This is a genomic window from Providencia rettgeri, from assembly GCF_023205015.1.
Taxonomy (GTDB): domain Bacteria; phylum Pseudomonadota; class Gammaproteobacteria; order Enterobacterales; family Enterobacteriaceae; genus Providencia; species Providencia rettgeri_E.
The window spans coordinates 3,430,094-3,450,161 of record NZ_CP096258.1 but is presented as its reverse complement, the minus strand read 5'-3'; the positions used below and the strand labels follow the sequence as shown (position 1 = coordinate 3,450,161).

General features: G+C 41.2%; 16 protein-coding genes and 1 pseudogene. 5 read left to right on the top strand and 12 right to left on the bottom strand.

From position 1 onward, the window contains the following. The first annotated feature begins 57 nt into the window (after positions 1-57). Positions 58-222 carry a hypothetical protein gene (locus M0M83_RS15670; RefSeq protein WP_248466904.1) on the top strand — a complete coding sequence of 55 codons (165 nt, stop codon included), beginning with the start codon at positions 58-60 and terminating at the stop codon, positions 220-222. Here the strand turns inward: M0M83_RS15670 and M0M83_RS15665 are convergent. The 7 genes and pseudogenes from M0M83_RS15665 to M0M83_RS15635 all read right to left on the bottom strand — a co-directional run. Beyond that, positions 219-471 (bottom strand): annotated as a pseudogene (locus M0M83_RS15665) (hypothetical protein); the annotation flags it as partial. The gene M0M83_RS15670 and the pseudogene M0M83_RS15665 sit on opposite strands and share 4 nt — an antisense overlap. Positions 472-526: 55 nt before the next feature. Beyond that, entirely contained in the window at positions 527-1,846 is a 1,320-nt protein-coding gene (locus M0M83_RS15660) for a cytochrome c (RefSeq protein ID WP_248466903.1), read from the bottom strand. A gap of 11 nt (positions 1,847-1,857) precedes the next feature. Then, complete coding sequence (locus M0M83_RS15655) at positions 1,858-2,424, bottom strand: (2Fe-2S)-binding protein (RefSeq protein WP_213914306.1); 567 nt, start codon at positions 2,422-2,424, stop codon at positions 1,858-1,860. Continuing rightward, positions 2,421-5,339 carry a xanthine dehydrogenase family protein molybdopterin-binding subunit gene (locus tag M0M83_RS15650; RefSeq protein WP_248466902.1) on the bottom strand — a complete coding sequence of 973 codons (2,919 nt, stop codon included), beginning with the start codon at positions 5,337-5,339 and terminating at the stop codon, positions 2,421-2,423. The genes M0M83_RS15655 and M0M83_RS15650 overlap by 4 nt, the downstream gene beginning before the upstream one ends. A gap of 426 nt (positions 5,340-5,765) precedes the next feature. Then, positions 5,766-7,001 carry a cytochrome c gene (locus M0M83_RS15645; RefSeq protein ID WP_248466901.1) on the bottom strand — a complete coding sequence of 412 codons (1,236 nt, stop codon included), beginning with the start codon at positions 6,999-7,001 and terminating at the stop codon, positions 5,766-5,768. Then, positions 6,998-7,549, bottom strand: coding sequence for a (2Fe-2S)-binding protein (locus M0M83_RS15640; RefSeq protein WP_248466900.1), 552 nt, complete (start codon positions 7,547-7,549; stop codon positions 6,998-7,000). The genes M0M83_RS15645 and M0M83_RS15640 overlap by 4 nt, the downstream gene beginning before the upstream one ends. Then, complete coding sequence (locus M0M83_RS15635; RefSeq protein ID WP_248466899.1) at positions 7,546-10,341, bottom strand: xanthine dehydrogenase family protein molybdopterin-binding subunit; 2,796 nt, start codon at positions 10,339-10,341, stop codon at positions 7,546-7,548. The genes M0M83_RS15640 and M0M83_RS15635 overlap by 4 nt, the downstream gene beginning before the upstream one ends. A gap of 195 nt (positions 10,342-10,536) precedes the next feature. On the opposite strand from M0M83_RS15635, the gene M0M83_RS15630 reads away from it, so the two are divergent. Both M0M83_RS15630 and M0M83_RS15625 read left to right on the top strand, forming a co-directional pair. Then, positions 10,537-11,100 (top strand): nucleotidyltransferase family protein, encoded by a 564-nt coding sequence (locus M0M83_RS15630; RefSeq protein WP_213914302.1) that lies wholly within the window; start codon positions 10,537-10,539, stop codon positions 11,098-11,100. 9 nt (positions 11,101-11,109) lie between these two features. Further along, positions 11,110-12,120: an XdhC family protein gene (locus tag M0M83_RS15625; protein WP_248466898.1), complete on the top strand. Its 1,011-nt coding sequence runs from the start codon at positions 11,110-11,112 to the stop codon at positions 12,118-12,120. Positions 12,121-12,196: 76 nt separating this feature from the next. Here M0M83_RS15625 and M0M83_RS15620 read toward each other — a convergent pair whose 3' ends face one another. From M0M83_RS15620 to gltS, 5 genes are all read right to left on the bottom strand, one after another. Then, a complete protein-coding gene (locus M0M83_RS15620) occupies positions 12,197-13,858 on the bottom strand; it encodes an alpha-keto acid decarboxylase family protein (RefSeq protein WP_213914300.1) in 1,662 nt (553 codons plus the stop codon). Between the two features lie 227 nt (positions 13,859-14,085). After that, entirely contained in the window at positions 14,086-14,439 is a 354-nt protein-coding gene (locus M0M83_RS15615) for a RidA family protein (protein WP_248466897.1), read from the bottom strand. Between the two features lie 2 nt (positions 14,440-14,441). Continuing rightward, positions 14,442-15,683 carry a D-amino acid dehydrogenase gene (locus M0M83_RS15610; RefSeq protein ID WP_248466896.1) on the bottom strand — a complete coding sequence of 414 codons (1,242 nt, stop codon included), beginning with the start codon at positions 15,681-15,683 and terminating at the stop codon, positions 14,442-14,444. A gap of 92 nt (positions 15,684-15,775) precedes the next feature. Beyond that, complete coding sequence (locus M0M83_RS15605) at positions 15,776-16,648, bottom strand: LysR family transcriptional regulator (RefSeq protein WP_125893971.1); 873 nt, start codon at positions 16,646-16,648, stop codon at positions 15,776-15,778. 211 nt (positions 16,649-16,859) lie between these two features. Continuing rightward, positions 16,860-18,065 carry a sodium/glutamate symporter gene (gltS, locus tag M0M83_RS15600; protein WP_213914297.1) on the bottom strand — a complete coding sequence of 402 codons (1,206 nt, stop codon included), beginning with the start codon at positions 18,063-18,065 and terminating at the stop codon, positions 16,860-16,862. A 674-nt stretch (positions 18,066-18,739) separates the two neighbouring features. Here gltS and M0M83_RS15595 point away from each other — a divergent pair. Together M0M83_RS15595 and M0M83_RS15590 are read left to right on the top strand one after the other, a co-directional pair. Then, positions 18,740-19,504, top strand: a complete 765-nt coding sequence (locus tag M0M83_RS15595; RefSeq protein ID WP_248466895.1) for an aminoglycoside adenylyltransferase domain-containing protein — start codon at positions 18,740-18,742, stop codon at positions 19,502-19,504. Between the two features lie 127 nt (positions 19,505-19,631). Further along, positions 19,632-20,036, top strand: a complete 405-nt coding sequence (locus tag M0M83_RS15590) for a RidA family protein (RefSeq protein ID WP_125893977.1) — start codon at positions 19,632-19,634, stop codon at positions 20,034-20,036. The last annotated feature ends 32 nt before the right edge of the window (positions 20,037-20,068 follow it).

Genomic DNA, 20,068 nt, shown 5'->3' with positions numbered 1-20,068 from the left:
TGCCATATAAAACAACGGTGATAAAACGCACTATCACCAGTTTGAAGTGAGACTACCATGAAAAAGAATGAATTAATTCAAGCAACAAGACCAACTCGCACCCCGCTCATTCGTTCGGTAGTAACCTCTACAGCGATTGAAACAGGGCAGGAGTCTCGTCGCCTTGAAGAAGAAATGAAAGCAAAGCGTGAGAAGTTTGGACATTTGAAACTGGCGATTTAGTTCGCTTTCAAGGCTTTATTAACCCAATATTTCATAGGTTCATAGTTAAGGTTTAACCCTGCGTGGATTGCTGCAATGTACTGCTCGGGGTGTTGAGTCCAACTTTCGTAATCTAACGGCTGAAAACCAGCTTGTACCGCCATCACATCTGCGACTAAATTTGCTAATATTCACTGTGCGTAATTGACCTGCCCACTCGTAAACATTCCCTAACCATTGGCGGTGCCAGCGCTGAATAAGTGATATGGTAAATTATGTAATATCTCCTCTTTGAGCTAATATAAGTCGCCGAGGAGTATTTTAGTTACTGAGCCGCCTTTTTCAGTTTTTCAACTTGTTCGGCGGTGACGGGTTTACCTTGTCCACCCCACTCAGCACGTGCCCATGAAATTAAATCTGCCATTTCTTGAGGCGTTAAATCATCGGCAAAACTTGGCATGGCATACATACGCTGTCCATTCGGGAAGGTGGTGGTTGGAATACCAGTTAGTACCACACTGATAAAGGTTTCAGGGCTGTCCATGGCTAGGATGGCATTACCTTTCAACGCTGGAATACCATTTGGCACACCTTCTCCGGTGATCCCGTGGCAACCTGCGCAGGTAGACATATACATCAAGCGACCGGTTTCCATGATTTGACTGACATCACCCACTTCTGGTGAGTTTGCCTCCGGTAATGGCGCTGGTGGGGCTTTGGCTCCGAGTATTTTTCCGTGTTTATCGGTCATCAAATAAATCGCCATGTCATCAACATCGCTCTTTTTCATCTGACTGGTGGAAAAGTGGGTTACTGTGCTCATGTCTGCAAATGCAGAGCCTTGTGGGGCATTGCCCGTCAGTAAAAATTGGCTCAAAGAGGCGGTATCGTAGCCATGTTTGGAAAGCGCTTCTGCTGTGATATCAGGGATCGCCAAACCCGCTTCTTCCCCCCCTTGAAGTGACCGTGAAAACTCGACGCCCATCATTAGGTTACGTGGTGAGTGGCAAGCACCACAGTGTGCCAAACCTTCGACAATATACGCGCCTCGGTTCCACTCGGCAGAGCGTTGCGGGTCATGGGGCGCATTTTGTTTAGGAAAGTTGAGCAAAGTCCAGAAGTTCATAAATGGGCGAACGGGTAGGACAAATACCCCGGTATTTTCTTTGTTTGGCACCGCCATTGGTGGAAGTGACATCACATAAGCATACAGGGCATCAATATCTTCCGATGTGGTCATATGGGTAAATACAAACGGCATCGCAGGGTAGAGATTACCTCTATCTTTGCCAATTCCGTCTTTTAAAGCACGATGGAAATCAGCACGGGTATAGTTACCGATACCAAATTGCTTATCAGGCGTGATATTTGTGGAGTAAATGGTACCGAAAGGGGTTCCGATAGCACGACCACCCGCAGCCAATGGCCCTTCAGGTAATGAGTGGCAACCAAAGCAATCCCCAGCGGTTGCCAGTTCTTGTCCTCTAGGCAGTAACTTGGCGACTTCTTCTGAGGTCAGCGGTTTATCTAAATCAGGGCCGATACTGGAGGTACGAAAAGCGCCAAACAGGACCGCAAGCATTAATATTATGAATAATAAGATAATAATATAAATGCTTTTACGTAGAGAGCTGGATTTAGCCATGATGTTTCCCCCTAGTCGATCACGCAGCCAGGAGTGTCGAGAGCGACTTTCCTCACAGCTTCATAGTAGCGTACATAACCTGTACAACGGCAAATATGCTCATTGAGGGCTTCTTCAATCGCATGTTCGAGTTGGTCACGTTTCACTGGGTTTTTCTTAAGTTTATCAAGAAATACCGTCGCGCCCGTGACAAAACCGGGCGCACAATAACCGCATTGGAACGAAAAGTTTTCGATAAAAGCTTGTTGAATTGGCGTTAATTCAACAACTTTGCCTTGTTCATCCAGTTTGGCTTGCCCTTCGATGGTGACAATATTTTTATTGTTGAAATAATGGGCACCAAAGATACAAGTGCGGCTTTCAACCGTTGTGCCATCGGGCTGGATTTCCATAATGGTGCAAGCATGGCAGATCCCTTGTCCGCAACCAAAGTGGGTGCCAGTGAGGTCTAGGTATTCATGTAGAAACTCAATCATTGGCATCCCAACAGGGACATCAATAGGACCAACTTTTTGGCCGTTAATGGTCAGTGTTAGTGGCTTGCGCTCAATAATCGGAACGGCATTGTTGATTTTCATGAGAGTGCCTTTTTAATTTTATCTACCGTGATAGGAAATTCGTAGAAACGCTTGCCTGTCGCATGAGTTAATGCATTACTCGTCGCAGGTAAGATAGGGATCATCCCCAGTTCAGCCATGCCTTTTGGTGGCGAAGTTTCTGAGAGAGGTGGTAAGTAATCAATGGTTTGCTGCCAAACTGCCACATCTTTTGCGCGCGGTAGGACATAACGATTAAAGTTCCATGTCCCATTACCTGGTCCATCTTCATACAGTGGTAATTCTTCCATCAATGCATGGCCGATACCCATTGCTGTACCTCCTTGAATTTGGCCTGAAACCAATTCAGGGACAATCATCGTACCGGGATCCATAATCATATGGTGGCGCATGATATCGACCTCACCCGTCATCGTGTTGACGTTGAGTTCAACGAGGCAAGAAGCGGGTGTGACCGTTGTGGGGTCTGCTTTTGCGCGTTGTGTGGGTGGATAATAGGCAATTTTACGTTTAATAAAATGGTAACCGCCAGTTGTCATCTGTTTTTTCAGCTCTTGTGGCGCACCCTCGCCATAACGAACGGATATCGCATCAAGAGGCAGATTTTTTAAGCCCACAGTTGGGATATCGAACTCTGCACGAGCCCACTGCCAGCTGGAATAGCCGTGAACAGCAACCCCGGTGATGAGCCCCATCTCATGGGCTCTTTTGGCTAAAATGTCAAAAGGAATGGGCTTCATTCCGCCACCGCCAATACCTTCTGGGCCGACACGAATATCCGCAAACTCGACATTTAGGCCGTTGAACGCACCGCCGCCGGGGCCTTCACTCCAAATACTTTTGGCCGCAGGCCAGAGGGTATTTTCCAATAAAAAATGGCCAGCTTGGCGCGTGCCGAACCCAATGTAATAAACACCGCTCGATGAACTCATGTCAGGGATCAGAGCCGGCGTCCAATAGGGATCCGTTTTGGACAACTCGTCTTGTTTTTTCTGATCTGCCCAACTGGTTTTGAGTGGGAGTTCTTCAAATTCCGTTACACCAAACTCAACCACATCAGGGGCTTTGCTGAGTGCTTGCCACACCATCACTTGCTGTGCGGTTGTACCACCGGTACCAATCTCTTGCATACAATGGCGCATTGTTAGTTTGCCATTGATATCAAATTCGAGGGAAAGAATGGTTGGGACGCCACTAGAGCCATAAACTTGCTGCACTTGTGCGAATCCAACACCGTATAGCTTACCGGGGTTTTTCGCTTCATAATCGGCTTTGTTTTTCTCACGTTCGACCCAAATCGGGTGTTTTTCCGCGAGGTTTAACATTTCGACATTGCGAGGGTCACCGGCGATAACACCGCCTTGTGTATTCGGATAACCTTCTAAAATGGCATTACGACGGCGTAGTTCGATTGGGTCAATATTGAGGTTGTGAGCGATTTCATCGACCATCAATTCAGTGACAGCCATCGATTGCAAGGAACCAAAGCCACGCATTGAGCCCGATTCGACAGCCGGAGTGGCCATGGCGAGAGCAGTGAGGTCTGATTTAGGGAAATAATAAATAGATTGGGCACCACGTACCGCAACGTGGGATACGGCAACGGAGAGGTTTTCACGGCCTCCACCATTACAGTTGTAAGTACCTTTTAAGACATCAAATTTACCGGTTTTTTTATCACCAATAATGGTGACATCCATCTCAATGGAGTGGCGTTTCATCCCCATTTGGAATTGTTCATAGCGGTCATTTGCCATGCGAACAGGCAAGCCATCAGCGTAGAAACTAGCAACCATCGAATAGAACGGAAAAACTGAATAGTCTTTTGAGCCGTAACCAACAGTAGAACCGGTTAATAACACAATGTTTTCGACGGAAAAATGTGTGTTGTGTTTAGATAGCTCAGCCGCAGCATTGACGACACCCGCAGGAGATTGCGTTGCGGTTAAGATATGCAGCGTTTTGGTTTGTGCGTCATACCAAGTATTACAGTTATCAGGCTCCATTGCGCAAGGGTCGATGGATTGTGAAAAACCATGGCGTTCAATCACAAACTTATCAGGGTTCTGGCGAGCGGCTGCGATTTCTTGCTCAATTTGCCGTGCGTAGTCCATCGCTTTTTCTTGTTTATCAGGGCTCTTTTCTGCCTGATGAAGGGCTTGAATAAAGCCGCCACCACGATCTTTACGGATGACGGGTGGAATAGAAATGGCGTGTTTGGGGTCATAAGGTGGCCAAATAGGGGTATTGCCATCAAACCCACCTTTAATTCCTGAATCTTGATAAGGAGAAAAAATAGAAGGCGACAGTGGGGTGTCACCACCGATACGCACGTACCGTGCTGCACCGTAGTTAGCAGGCGGTTTTGGTCCTGTCACCGTTCCATATTTTACGGTGTTTGTGGCAAAGCGTAGCATCCGCTGTGCCGCACTGTATTTATCGAAATCATGATAAATCAAGATAGCAACAGGGTGGCCAATAATCGGTGGGGTATCTCCTAGGGGCACTAAAATATTGGTGCCATAGAAGCCTTTCCCCATACTGGTGTCTTGAGGGATATTTAAGCCATCACGGATAAGGTCTTCTTGTAAAACAACTTTATCAGGTTGTAGATTTGGCCCTAACATTGAAATATCAATGCCTTCAAAGGTTTTATCTGCCTCTGTCGCTTTTAACATAAAGGCATAGCTTTGTTTTTTGGGCCAGCCGGGGATGTCTTTAGCTCGGTAATCACGAGCAAAATTTTTACGCCCAGTGACTTTTTCAACGCCATCCCAACGAAAACGTGCTTTACCGTTTTGACCAATCCAATCCGTTGATGGAGAATCAGAATCGAGCTCCATTGCTATCGCAAAAGGGAGTTTGCCGACCATCACTGCAATACCCGCAATAGTGCCTAGTTTGATGAAATTGCGTCTAGAAATATGTCCCGACATGGTGTACTCCCTGATTATATTTTTAGGGTTTTTATTATGAACAATGGAGATAAATAATACTTTTTAGCCATGTACTATAAGGTTGTTTTATTTCGATTAAATTAGCTCACAATTCGATGGCTAATATCAGATAGCTCAGTAAGTTACACAAATATTATGGGTATATATAATGATATATCAAGAATCAATAAGGGGATTTATAAAACAAAGTGAATAATATTGTTGGAGTCATCTTAATATGACAGTGTTGAATAAAATAACTGAGCTTTATTAGAATATAATTTATGTAAATGACATCAATTCTTATTAATGAATAATTAAATCAATATGCATTTAATTATATAAAGTGTATTTGTATTCGGTTATTAAATAGAAAACTATTGGGCTCGTTAAATACAAACAAGCCCGATAGTTCATTTTTTGTCATTATTGACGTAAAGATTTAATCTGCTCAGGGGTGACATCGGCAGGCTGTCCTCCCCATTGAACGCGAAGGAAATTCACTAACTCGCTAATTTGTTGGTCATTTAGCTTATTAGCAAACCCCGGCATGCTTTGCATGTTTTGGTTATTAGGAAACGGTTGTTCAGGCAAACCATCTAAAATAGCGTTAATTAGGTTAGTGCTATCCGCATCACGTAATGTTGAATTCCCTTTCATAGCCACCGCCACATTCGGTTTGCCGCTACCATCATAGGAGTGGCAGCCGGAGCAGGTTTCTAAATAAATTTGGCGGCCTTGTGCGTTACCTTCCCCCATTCTTAATGGTGAAGTGGCTGGTGGGTTGTCGCCCATTAAATAGGTGGCTATGGCACTATTATCTTCTGGAGTTAAATGTTGTGAACTCAGGTAAATTACAGGGTGCATATCACTGTAGGCGGAACCTTGCGGCGTGAGCCCAGTCATGAAAAACTGCTGTAAATCTTCTTTTGTCCATCCTCGTTCTGCAAGCGCTTTCGGGGTAATATCTGGAGCCATAAAACGGCCTAATGCACCGCCTTTCATAAAGTTATCCAAATCCATTTCACCCAATTTCCCTCTTGGGGTATGGCATTCGGCACAATGCTCTAATACATTAACTAAATAGCGGCCACGTAGCCATTCAGAGGAGCTACCTTGTGAGCTATCGGGGAGTGGTTTATCGTTAAAAAACAATAAATTCCAGCCAATCATAGCCATACGTTGGTTTAGTGGGAATGGCAATGAATTTTCAGGTGGCGCGACATCAACAGCGGGTTGGCTCATCAAATAACTGTAAATAGCATCAGAATCTTCACGAGTGATCCCTTTATAGGATGTGTAAGGCATTGCCGGATAAAGATTTTTACTCGGTGGAGAGATACCTTGGGTCAGTGCTTTATAAAAATCATCTTTTGTCCAGCGGCCGATACCAAAGTCAGCTGAAGGCGTTAAGTTACTGCTGTAGATGGTACCAAATGGGGTATCGAGTGGAAAACCACCGGCTAATGGTGCGCCATCAGCACTGGTGTGGCACGCAGCGCAGTCACCGGCCAATGTGAGATAACGACCTCGCTCAATTTCTTGGGGAGTCGCGGTGACTTTTTGTACCGGGCCATCTAAGGTACGGCTTTCATACCAGTAGAGCACCGCCCAAACGATGATAGCGATGGCTATAAACCATAAAATAATTCGTTTGATCATTTTACTGCCTCCTTAATAAGACCAGGAGTCGCCAGAACCACATCGCGTACCGCTTCATAATAGCGGACATAGCCCGTACAACGGCAAATATGGTTATTTAGAGCTTGTTTGATAGCCTCTTCTAAGTCTGCTTCTGCAATCGGGTTTCGCTGAAGTTCTTCAATAAATACGGTCGCTGCATTTACAAAACCTGGGGTACAGTAGCCACACTGAAAACTGAAATGTTCAACAAAAGCTTGTTGAACTGGGGATAGTTTTACCTCCCCGTTTTCTTCTTTGGTGGCAGCCCCTTCGATAGTTCGGATGCTTTTATTATTGAAAAAATGTGCGCCAGTAATGCAGGTACGGATCTCTTCGCTGCTACCGGATGGATTATCTAAGATAACAACGCAAGCATGGCAGATGCCTTGACCACAGCCTAGGCGAGAACCTGTTAGGTCGACATATTCATGAAGAAAGTCGATCATCATGAGGCCTTCAGGCACGTCCATTGGTCCATACTGTTGGCCATTAATGGTTAAGGTAAGAGGAAGGAAATTTAGGCTCATGATATTACCTCTAAAATGTCTTTTGCGCGTACAGGCAAATGCAAGAAATGATGACCAGTTGCATCTGCAATGGCATTGACGATGGATGAAACCACCGGGATCATAACAACCTCAGCAACGCCTTTCGGCGGGTCAGTGTCCGAAAGTCCGGGTAAGACTTCGTTGGTTTGTTGCCAAACAGCAACGTCACTGGCAAGCGGGAGATGATAACGGTTGAAGTTCCATGTCCCATTACCAGGGCCATCTTCGTAGAGAGGTAAATATTCATGGAGCGCATGGCCGATACCCATTGCTAATCCACCTTGAATTTGCCCTGAAACCAGTTGTGGAACGATAAGATTACCGCACTCCACCACGCTATGGTGATTCAGCAATTCGACTTGCCCAGTCGCTTTATCAATGGATAGTTCGCTAACGGTAGCGACGGCACTGTAGTAAGTGACTCCGGCATTATTTCTTTGTGTATCAGGGTAATACGCTTTTTCGCGGTGGCAAACTTGGTATTCTTTATCGGCAAATCGTAGCGATAGCCCATCAATCGGTAAACGGCGGGTTTCACCCTGAATAGGAAAATCGGCTTCAGCCCATTGCCAGCGGTTAAATACGTGGCACACTGCGCCAGTTACCCCGTCCATTGCAAAAGTGCGTTCAATTAAGCGCGGTAAGCTAAGCACCTCAAGCCCATCAGCGGTTAAGCCTTCAGCAACCCAACGAGCATCCTCACGGCGAACAACGAGAGGAGCAGCTTGCCCGCCACCAATGCCTTCTTGCCAAATTGACATAGCCGCTGGCCATAACCCATGTTCGAATATAAGACGCGCTGCCGCTTCGGTGCTATGGGTGAAATAATAGGCGGAATTACTGGCACTCGCAGGTGAGCAGTAGTTCGGTGTCCATAATGGGTTTTGTGCTAAGTGGTTTTGCTCATCTTGTGACATAGCAAATGGGTTACCTGTTGAGATCATCGGTAAAATTGACCAATCAACAACGGAAAAGTGAGCTTGTTCCGCAGGCTTTCCTAACCATTTAGCGCAAACCACCGATTGGGACGTAGACATACCTGTACCAATTTCTGCACCACTATGGTAAATGGCAATTTTACCCTCGGGGGTAAGTTCTACGCGAGCAAAGGAGGATTCCGCGCCTGTTCCGAAGTCTTTTTGCACACAAGAAATCCCTGTACCGAATAGTTTACCGCTATTTTTCGCTTCGAAGTCGGCTTTACGTTTGGCTCTGTCAGTCCACATTGGGTGCGCAGCACAGCGGGTTAACACTTCATCGGCACGAATTGCGCCGCCAGGAATTGCCCCTTGGGTATTCTTCATCCCAGATTTGATGATATTTTTAAGACGGAACTCGATGGGGTCAGCTTTGAGGAGCTTTGCGGCTTCTTCCATTAACATATCGGTTGCTGCCATGGCTTGTAAAGTACCATAACCGCGAGCTGAACCCGCATCGACCGCTCTTGATGCAATACCGACTGCAGATAAATCACTGCGGGGAATATAATAGATAGCTTGGGCACCTGTAGCCCCGACCATAACAACGGAAGGCGTAAAATTACAGCGACCACCGCCGTCACCAATAAAAGAAGCTGAAAGGGCTTCAATTTTATGCGTTTTTTTATTAACCGCTAAGGTGTAATCCATATCGAAAGCATGGCGTTTGATGGTGGATTGAAATTGTTCATAACGGTCATTAGCTAGACGAATAGGAACTCCGTCCCCATATAATGTTGCCATCGCACCATAATAGGGGAATGGAGTGTGGTCTTTAGAACCATAACCAACGGTAAAACAAGGGTGTAGGAAAATTTGTTTAATTGGGAAATGCGATTTTGCCAACATCTCTGGTAATGATTCCGCAACTTCCTGAGGGGACTGTGTCGGAATAACAAGATGGAATGACTGTGTTTTGGCGTCGTACCAACCGTTAGCGTTATCAGGCTCTAAGGCAGCAGTATCAATGGATTGAGAAAAGTATTTTCGTTTGAGCACTAACCAGTCTTCCGGTGGGTTTTCCAGTTGTTTAGCGAGCTCATCAGCATATAGCATGCCTTGTTGATCTAATTTTCCGCCTTCGCGACCTTCAGGCCAAACGGGTAAGTGCTTTTTCATGCCAATAGGGGAGATTGGCATATCTTTTAGGCTTGAATAAATATCTGGCTCATAAGGATTTTCATTGCCAATTCGCACGCCACGGTAGGTTCCCCATGGGTCTCGTTCTAATGGGCCAGTTATTGCGCCGTATTGGATAACATCGTCACGGAATTTTAAGGTTTCTTTGGCAAAACGGAATTTAGCAAAATCATGATAAATCAATAATGCGACGGCTTGGCCAAGGTAAGCGGGAGTTTTCCCTTCTGGAAGCAATAAATCATCACCATAAAATTCAGGAAAAGCAACGCCATCTTTTTCTAAGTCACTTGCGGTTACGATGCGGTCAGGCATCAGGCCATTTTTTAGTCGATCAAGGTTAAAGCCTTGGTAAATTTTATCGGCTTGAGTCACGCGGAGTAAAAATGCATGACCTTGTTGTTTTGGCCAGTGAGGGATATCTCGTGCACGGATGTCTCTGGCGAAGACTTTTTCCCCTTGGACTTTGGCAAACCCATCAATACGAAATTTGATTTGTTTGTCGACCGGGTTCCAGTCAGGAGATTGAAGGATTTTTTCTTCGAATAGCACATCAAAAGCACGGCTATACAAAGGGGCTAAATAAACAGATATTCCCGCTATAACGGCACATTTTAGAAAGTGTCTGCGGGAGAGTTCGACATTGCTTTTGCTCATAATACACCCTTACACTTATTATTATTACATCGGTATTTTTATTTTTATAGTCACATCGAAAAAATTACTCGTGTCACATTTATATTATACCTCTCTTAATAATTTTCAAATTAATGATAAGTAGTTCTTGTGATCTTACTGAATATACTTTATTTATGGGATACGCAATCAGTATATCGATTTAAAATAAAAACTATGAATATTGGTATTTTAATATTGGCAGCAGGAAAAAGTGAACGTTTTCAAAATGCTGGAGGTACAGGAAGTAAATTGAATTTCATGCTTGAAAAAAATACAGTTTTTGAGAAAACACTATTAAATTCAATCGATAGTGAGCTTCCTGTGCATGTAGTGACACGGCCTGAGAATGAAGGTGTTATTAATAATTGTTTACAATTTAATATTCCATACTCGTTGATAAATAGTAATGGGCTAGGTGAATCAATCGCATTTGGTGTTAAAAATACTTCAAATTTAGATGGATGGATAATTCATTTGGCGGATATGCCATATATCAATAGTCATTTATTTACCCGTGTAGCGAATAAATTAAAACACCATACATTAGTCAGGCCAGTATATAATGGTTTACCAGGCCATCCGGTGGGAATATCTGCGAAGTATTATACGGAATTAATTAATCTAGTAGGTGATGATGGTGCGAAATCAATATTACGTCGCAACCTTGTTTATCAATTAAACATAAATGATGAAAATGTTGTAAAAGATATTGATTATCCGAGTGTTGATAACGATTAAGGAACGAATATGTTGCGTGAAGATGTTTTTGTTATCTCTCAAGCCCTTTCTTGGATAAAAAAAGAGCCTATATGGTTGTGTACGGTGCTAAGTACATATGGTTCTTCCCCTCGTAGCCCAGGTTCACTTCTTGTTGCAAAGGCAGATGGTCTGTATGTTGGTTCTTTATCAGGTGGTTGTATTGAGGAAGATTTTATTCAACGAATCAAAAATATTGACTATGTTAGTCACAGCCAAGTTGTTCGTTATGGGAGAGGTGGGATTGAAACTAAAGTCAACTTGCCCTGTGATGGCAGCTTAGATGTTTTGATCGAATATTTACCCAATAATGAAAAATCGCTTCATTACCTTGTTGAGATCCACAATGCGCTATTGGGTTATTCGGCCATTATCAAGAAAGTCACTTTGCCGCAGAGCGGTGAAATTCATATAGCTAATAAATCAGAGCAACCAACACAGATAGCGCGTGATGGCGATAAAATTCAGTTATATATTGCAGCTCCTCCTCGGTTAATTATCGCAGGAATTTCTACTGTCGGAGCCTATTGCGCTAATTTTGCCTTAACATTGGGTTTTGAGGTCATTATTTGCGATCACCGAGAAGACGAAATAGCGCGGTTTGCACCACAAATTCCACCCCAAGTTGAGGTTGTTTCTTTATTTCCCGCCCGCTATTTAGAAGAACAAGGTTGTTCTCCAAATACTGCCATTGTTTCCTTAACCCATGATCCCCGAATTGATGATTTAACTCTGATGGAGTCGGTTAATACAGAGGCTTTTTACATTGGTGCAATGGGATCAGTAAGAACGAGTGCTCGTCGTCGTGAACGTCTTATAGCATCTGGTGGGATGACGGAAGAGGAAATAAAGCGTATTCATGCCCCCATTGGTATTCCGATAGGTAGCAAAACACCACCTGAAATTGCTTTAGCGATAATGGCCGACATCGTTGCTTATAAAAATGGCGTGACCTCATCAGAGACTGCATATAAAACTAAGAAATTGATGGGTATAAATTAACTATTTAATATAACGTAATTTTATTTCTAATAGCTCACGCCATTTTAGATGGCGGAGCTAACTACAAATAATGTAGTTAATATATGGAGGTAATCGCCTCTCCCATTTTCACCAAATATTTTGATGCATCATACCGATCGGTAATTATTTCAATGTAAGCTGCGGTCTCCAGAGTTTCAATATGCAGTAAGGTGTCATTGAGTTCCTCGCAGGTTGTTACTTTTTTACAATACCAATCATCACACCCAAGTGCCGAAGGTAGCTGTGCATAATTCCATTTAGCAACATCGTTATAATAATATTCAGGTTCTCGACAAAATAGTCGCTCGATAAGGTAGCCATCGTTATTTAGAACAAAAATAATGGGTTTTAATCCAAATCGTGAAAATTGACTAATTTCTTGCATAGTTAATTGATGAGCACCTTCACCGGTTATTAAAATAATACGACGAGAGGGAGATGCTAAGGCTGCACCTAATGCGGCAGGCGTCGCCCAACCAATTGATCCCCATAAAGATTGCGTTTGAAAAGACGCCCCTTTAGGTAAAAGTGCAAATGCTAAGCCCATGGTGAATGTGCCTATATCACCAAATATCATATCGTTAGGTTTGAGCATTTTTTCTAATCGAGGGTATAAGAATGTTTCCGTTATTTCTTTTGTGGCTGAAACTATTGGCTCCCCAAGTGATTGTGCTCTTGGGAATGAATTTTGACTAAAAGGATAATGAGTAGGAGATATTAGATTATTCTTTAAGGCTAGAAGAATATCCTTCATATAAATATTATTGTAGCATTGGTCATCTATAATTACGTAGTTATCCATAATATGGATGATGTTTTCAGCTTTAATATTTGAGGTATAACAAGCCGTATTAAAATCTGACATAATTGTGCCGAAATTTAAAATACAATCACAACTTTCTACAAATGAAGTCACTTGTGGATTGATAAAATCACCTGCATACATTCCCATATATTGTGTGTTAGTTTCATCTAACACGCTCTTATCCATAAAGAGGGTTGTATAGGGAATTTGGGTATGTTCAATCAGGTCTTGTAAATTTTTTTCTAACCCTAAACGTAAAGAGATAGAGCCAGCTAATAGGCAGGCTTGTTTGCTATTAATTAATTTATTAATTATCAGATTAACTGTCGTTTTTAACGTTTTTAAACAGCTTTTGGGGGCAAATGATAAGGATGTATTAGTTTGTTTGATAATAGGCTGCATTGCATAATCAGCAGGTAATCCAAAATAAACTGGTCGGCGTTCATGTAAGGCGCATATGATTAACCGTTCAGTCTCTTCAATACAGTTTTCAGGGGTAATGATGGCATGAGCACAGACAATATGCTGGCTCATTTTATAAAATGCATCATAGTTTCCATTTCCTAGTGTGTGATGAGCAATGCGTTGGTTTTGTTGTGATTGACTTGGTGGCATCCCAACTAAATGAAATATCGGTAATCTTTCTGCAAAAGAGCCCGCTATTGCATTTAGCGCACTTAGCTCGCCAACACCAAATGTTGTTGATAATGCGGCCATTCCTTTTATTCTTGCATACCCATCGGCGGCATAGGCTGCATTGAGCTCATTGCAGTTACCAACCCAACGTAAATAAGGCGTTGTACAAACCGTATCATTAATAGGAAAGGAATAATCACCTGGTACACCAAAAATATCTTCAATTCCTAAGTCATATAGTTTAGATAAAATATATTCAATCACAGTTTCGTTCATTTTATTTCTCCAATTATTAATTAATAACAGTCTTGTGATTTTTATGTTTATAAAAATAATACTAGTTAATGAGAGAAATAATAAAATATTATTCTTCGTAATAGGATTGAGTATATTTGTTAAATTAAAATATAGTGAGGGACTATTTGATAGGATGAATTAAAAAAGAACGAATAAAAGCAGTAGATTTTTATTATAAGACCTCACTGCTATTATTAAATGTAATATTAAAATTTAGCGGCTGTTACCATTATTTCAACAAGCACTTGGTCTCGAGCCATATTAGCTTCAACAGCAGCGCGGGCTGGGCTGTTTTCAACGGGCATCCATTCTTCCCATACAGCGTTAAACGCTGAAAAATCCCTTGCCATATCTTTAATCCAAACTTGAGCAGATAGAATTCGAGTTTTATTACTGTCGCTTGCAGCAAGTAAAGAATCAATTTTCGCTAAAACCTCAAATGTTTGTTGAGTTATGTCACCGGTTAGGTCATTAGGTACTTGCCCTGATAAATAAACTACCCCTGCATATTCAACGCTGTCTGCTAATCGTGGTTTCGGGTTGTTACGTTTGATGGACATGATTACCTCGTTAATCCAGTTAAAGAAATGGGGGATGTTTGTTCTGTTATCAGCTGGGTTAATATTTCCGCGCTGCCTGCGGCAAGAGTAAACCCTAAACTACCGTGTCCAATATTAAGCCATAAATTTTTATAGGCAGTTTTTCCTAATAGAGGAGGGCCTTTTGGTGTTGAGGGGCGTAAGCCACACCAACTTTCAGCATCGTTAATTTGGGGTAATTCAGGGAAGGTATTTTTTATAATATTTTTGAGTGCTTGTATTCTATTTTCACGTAAACCTTGATTGTCATAGCCAATATCAACCATTGCAGCAATGCGTAGTTGGTCATTCAGTTTGGCATAGACAATTTTATTGGCGTAATCGGTAACGTTAATTTTCGGAACAATATGCTCAGTTTGTGGGTATTCAACACTGAGGCTATACCCTTTTAACCCTAAAATAGGAGCATTAATATTCAGTGGTTTTAATAATTCGCGGCTGCCATTTCCTGCACAAACAATAAAATCGTCAGCTTGGATCGTTCCCTGGTGAGTCGCTATTCCAGTGATTTCGTTATTTTGTGTAATGAAAGATTTAACACTGTGCTGCAAACAAAGTTTAAATTTAGGTTGTGTGAGTAAATATTGCAGTAGATTTTTACAGAATAAATAACAATCAGCGCTCTCATCATCAGGGGCATATATTGCACCTACTAGCTGAGACTGTATATTTTTTAAAGAAGGCTCTAGTTCAACAATTTCAGCGGGCGTTAATACTTTTTGAAATTGTTTATTAACCGTTTCACTGGCTTTTTGGAAACTTTTATTATCACGGTGGATAATTAATTTCCCTGATTTCTCCCAAGCAAAATCAGCGATATCACCATTGCTACGCCATTTATTCATTATTTCTTGGCTCAGGAGTGATAAACGTAAAAGATGGGCACCATTAACTTTATTGGTTTTACGGTTACAAGCTAATGTGAATTGCGCTAGCCAAGACCATTGTTGTAATGAAGGCATTATTTTTAAATTTAAAGGTGAGTCACTTTTTCCCATCCAGCGTAAGCCTTGTAAAGGAACACCTGCATCAGCAAGGGGAGATACATAGCGATAGCTGAGCTGCCCACCGTTAGCAAAACTGGTTTGCATACCGACATCGGTATCTGATTCAACTAATGTTACGGTTTGGCCTGCTTTAATTAATGCATAGGCGGTGCTTAAACCAATAACACCTGCGCCAATAACCACCACATGTTTAGTCATAATAATCCGTAACCTATAAAAACCAAGATGTTATTATTTAACGGTGAATAAGCTAACTAAACAATTGAGTTTTCATTACCAGAGTATAACTTTTAGTTAACTACTTTATTTCTTTTTTCGAGTGTGGATGCCAAGGTGTTAACATAATTCTGTGCAGCTTTGGTTAATGGCTTATCAGCTCGATGAAAAACAGATACGGCAAGGTGTAAACCTTCCTGTAATGGATAAATCATCGATTCAGGTAATGTGTGCTCGGCTGAAAAAATATCGGTAATACTGCAGCCTAATCCAGCTTGGACAAATTCTGCTGCCATATGGTAGGTGTGCACACTAATATTTGACTCTGCAAACTCATGACGTTTTTGTAATAGCTGAGATAAGGAATCAGACCCAGGGTGGATCCAACGCTCTTGGTCGATATCAGTGAGGGACACAGGGGAGTGTAGTGGTAATTTGCTATCCACATAAACCAATGGGATATCCGCAATGGGTAGAACAGTAATCCCCCCTTCAATTTCAAGATTAAAGCCAATACCAATATCGAGATCTTGTTGAGTTAATAGTTGTAGAATATCCGTTGTATGATGTGTACCGATCGTGAGTTTGATATTGGGATGTTTTTTTATAAATTGTGCGGTTACTTCAGGTACTAAGTTCAGCCCTAAGCTAGGTAAGCAGCCAATGGCTAATTTACCTTGTGGGTCACGTGATAAATTTTGTGCTAAAATTCTGAGCCTATCTAAATTATGATAAACTTCTTTGGCTTCCTCAAATAGTAGGTTTGCCTCAGCAGTCGGAATTAATTTTCCTCTTATTCTCTGGAATAAGACTAAGCCAAGTTGTTGCTCTGCATGTTTTAAGGCCTTACTTGCCGCAGGTTGTGATATATGTAAAACCTCCGCTGCACGGGTTAAAGAACCACAGGTCATGACCGCATAAAAAATATCGAGATGCCTTAATTTCATTTTCAGAAACCTATTATTTGCCTTTACTCACAGAAACCGACTGTTGGTATTAATTCGCATATTCTACCGAATTAATACAAATTAATCTGAACAACTCTTCATTTTGTACTGAAAATGGTGAAGGAAATTTGGCGGTATAAATTAAAAAGAGATAAAAAAGCGAAGGCCAGGCTATATACATAGGTTATAGCCTGGCCTTTATGATTGTGCGCTAGGTAAAGTACGTACCAATTTCGAGAAAGATTTTAATTAAGATACTATTTGAAATATCGACAATAAATGCACCGACCATTGGTACCACTAAGAAGGCTTTATGAGAAGGACTAAATGCTTTAGTGACTGTTTGCATATTTGCTATTGCGGTTGGTGTTGCTCCCATTCCAAACCCACAGTGCCCAGCACTAATAACAACTGCATCATAATCTTTGCCCATCATTCTAAAGGTAATAAACGTTGCAAATAGAACCATAACCACGGTTTGTACGGCAATAATAATTAGAACAGGGCCTGCCATACTGGCTAGTTGACCGAATTTTAAGGACATTAGCGCCATTGCTAAGAATAATGACAAGGCAACGCTACCTAAAACATCAACAGTTGGTTCAAAAACTTCATGCTTAAATACATGGGTTAAGACGTTACGAATAATAATACCGACAAATAAGCACCAAACAAAGGTTGGTAATTGCATGACAGTATCTTTAAAAAACTCACTAATATAGCCACCGACAACAATACAGATAATCAGCATTGAGATGGTTTCAATAACATTATTGGCATTAATTTTTCGTTTAACACTTGGTTGTTCGAAAGCTTCGACGATTGTTTCTTTTTCGAGTTCAGTGCTTTTAGGGATTGAAACTTTTTTTAATAAATGACGAGCAACAGGGCCGCCAATTAACCCACCTAATACTAAACCTAGGGTTGCACATGCCATAGCTAATTCAACAGCACCAGTCACGCCATACTTATCAGCCAGTATTGGTCCCCAAGCTCCTGCGTTGCCGTGACCACCCGTAAGTGTGATTGAGCCTGCAATTAAACCAATAAATGGACTTTCGTTAAGCATGACTGCCATTCCCATACCAACGGTATTTTGAATCGTAATTAAGATAGTCACCGCAATAGTTAATAAGACAAGTGGCTTACCGCCTTTTATTAAACGCGAAAAATCTGAGCTCAATCCAATTGATGAAAAGAACGTAATCATTAAAATGCTTTGTAGTGAAGCATCAAAAGTAAATGAGTATCCTGCTGTTTTATCGACAATTAATAGGATGATAGCAACAATAAAACCGCCAACAACGGCTTCAGGAATATGGTTTTTTTGTAGAAAAGGAGTGTATTTTACAACAAACATACCAATCAATAGCGCCAAACAAGCGACTAATAAAGTGTAGCTGGCATCTAGGATCATTATTTTACCTCAAGTTAGTTTACCAGAACTTTCACCGTTGTTATTTAACATTAGCGATAAATTAAATTACTTTGCGTAACTTTTGTTTAACAATGAGTTTTGTTTGGGTATCTATAACTTTTAGTTAACTGCGACATTCTTATTTTTTCATTTGTCGAGTCATTAAATCCCGTAGTAAATTATTTATTTTTAATTTAACTAGTTGTTAATTATGGTTTTTTCTGTTTTGTGTGTATTTGGGTATCATTTATGTGGTGATTAATATTTGCACTGGTTTTATCTCGTGGTTATAAAGCCGTATTCAATATAAATGATGAGAAGTGTGATGTGTCGCATGTAAGACGCTTAGCAATTGTAGAAGAAGAGGAGTAATGCTACATGATGTAGAATGAGCTTTTAGTTTATTTAATAATTCAAATGAAAATTGATGTCTTGGACATGTCATTTGGGCTCAGTATCTGAACGATTAATTGCTTTTAACCTCAGTGAAACGAATGCGAATATTATCCATTAAAATAATAGTGTAATTCTATTTAAATATTATAGCTTGGTTTTTAACCAATTTATTTATATCATAAAAATAAGTCAGTGATTTAGTTATTGCTTTTATTAAAATTATTATTTTAATTACTATTTATAATAGTATTAGTATCATTAAATATGATAGGAGCGATATGATGGTGACTCCCCCCCAAGCAGAACAAGCATTGGTTATTCTGCGAAAACATTTTTCTGATTCATTAATTGCAGTTTATCTACACGGTTCCTCTGTTTCTAGTGGGTTACGGCCAATGAGTGATATTGATTTACTTGTGGTGATTGATAGCCCCGTGACTGATTTTTGCCGTGAACAACTTGTACGAGATTTAATGGATATTTCGGGCTTATATCCGATTGATCCAAAAGGCCGGCGACCACTGGAAATTGTTGTATTCTTAACAAGTGAATTAAACATGCTTTCTTATCCTGCAAAATGTGAATTAATTTATGGAGAGTGGTTACGTACAGAGTACGAGCAAGGGGTATTTGAAGGACAAACTCAAGACCCTGAATTCACATTAATGTTAGCCCAAGCGTCACAAGAAGCAGTAAGTTTATGGCACAAGGAAATATACGGCTTACCTATTGTTGGCCTGCATGATATTCGCCGAGCTATGTTAGATTCACTCCCTAATTTAGAGTTATCTCTAAAAGGTGATGAGCGTAATGTTTTACTGACATTAGCACGCATGTGGCACACCATGGAAACGGGACTATTTATATCAAAGGATGAGGCTGCCATTTGGGCAATAGAACTCATGCCAGTGGAATTGGCCTCGGTGTTACTGGTAGCGAAAAAGGCCTATTTAACTGGTATTTCTGTTGATTGGGAAAATCAACAGGTGGAAGTCACCTTGTGTGCGAACTATTTAGCTGAGCGTATTCGTGTTTATTCTTAGATGCACATAGCCAGTGTGTCTTTTGATGCTTTTTTAATACCAATCAAATAACGTTTGCCTGATCTTTAATGAATTGAAAAGAAAAGGTCTTATACTGCCTTACTGTTTTATTCACGATGGAACAAAAATGACTAAAAAATCGATAAATCCAGCATCTGTCTTTAATTCTTTGCAGTATGGCTTTAGCCAAGCCGTAGAAACAACGGGAACCCGACAATTATTTCTATCAGGCCAGGTTGGTGTGAATGCTGTGGAAGAAACGGTTGCTGGCGGAATTTACGAACAAACTGTGCAATCATTAATGAATATTGAACATGTACTGCATGAGGCCGGTGGCGATTTATCTCATGTGGCTATGCTACGTATTTATATCAAAGAGGGCTTTAACAGCCATGAGGAACAAGCTGATATTGCGCGAGCATTAAAAGAAAAATTTCCAAATATGCCACCTGCATCTTCTTGGGTTATTGTTTCAGGGCTTTCCTTACCGGAATGGTTAATAGAAATAGAAGCTCATGCAGTTTTGAACTAAATTTATTAGAATAGAAAAGCCGACAGTGGAAA

Coding starts and splice junctions, on each gene's coding strand:
- gltS (WP_213914297.1), bottom strand. CDS start 18,065: ATGATCCTAGATGCCAGCTACACTTTATTAGTCGCTTGTTTGGCGCTA.
- M0M83_RS15645 (WP_248466901.1), bottom strand. CDS start 7,001: ATGATCAAACGAATTATTTTATGGTTTATAGCCATCGCTATCATCGTT.
- M0M83_RS15650 (WP_248466902.1), bottom strand. CDS start 5,339: ATGTCGGGACATATTTCTAGACGCAATTTCATCAAACTAGGCACTATT.
- M0M83_RS15615 (WP_248466897.1), bottom strand. CDS start 14,439: ATGTCCATCAAACGTAACAACCCGAAACCACGATTAGCAGACAGCGTT.
- M0M83_RS15605 (WP_125893971.1), bottom strand. CDS start 16,648: ATGAAATTAAGGCATCTCGATATTTTTTATGCGGTCATGACCTGTGGT.
- M0M83_RS15635 (WP_248466899.1), bottom strand. CDS start 10,341: ATGAGCAAAAGCAATGTCGAACTCTCCCGCAGACACTTTCTAAAATGT.
- M0M83_RS15660 (WP_248466903.1), bottom strand. CDS start 1,846: ATGGCTAAATCCAGCTCTCTACGTAAAAGCATTTATATTATTATCTTA.
- M0M83_RS15625 (WP_248466898.1), top strand. CDS start 11,110: ATGTTGCGTGAAGATGTTTTTGTTATCTCTCAAGCCCTTTCTTGGATA.
- M0M83_RS15670 (WP_248466904.1), top strand. CDS start 58: ATGAAAAAGAATGAATTAATTCAAGCAACAAGACCAACTCGCACCCCG.
- M0M83_RS15640 (WP_248466900.1), bottom strand. CDS start 7,549: ATGAGCCTAAATTTCCTTCCTCTTACCTTAACCATTAATGGCCAACAG.
- M0M83_RS15630 (WP_213914302.1), top strand. CDS start 10,537: ATGAATATTGGTATTTTAATATTGGCAGCAGGAAAAAGTGAACGTTTT.
- M0M83_RS15655 (WP_213914306.1), bottom strand. CDS start 2,424: ATGAAAATCAACAATGCCGTTCCGATTATTGAGCGCAAGCCACTAACA.
- M0M83_RS15610 (WP_248466896.1), bottom strand. CDS start 15,683: ATGACTAAACATGTGGTGGTTATTGGCGCAGGTGTTATTGGTTTAAGC.
- M0M83_RS15590 (WP_125893977.1), top strand. CDS start 19,632: ATGACTAAAAAATCGATAAATCCAGCATCTGTCTTTAATTCTTTGCAG.
- M0M83_RS15620 (WP_213914300.1), bottom strand. CDS start 13,858: ATGAACGAAACTGTGATTGAATATATTTTATCTAAACTATATGACTTA.
- M0M83_RS15595 (WP_248466895.1), top strand. CDS start 18,740: ATGATGGTGACTCCCCCCCAAGCAGAACAAGCATTGGTTATTCTGCGA.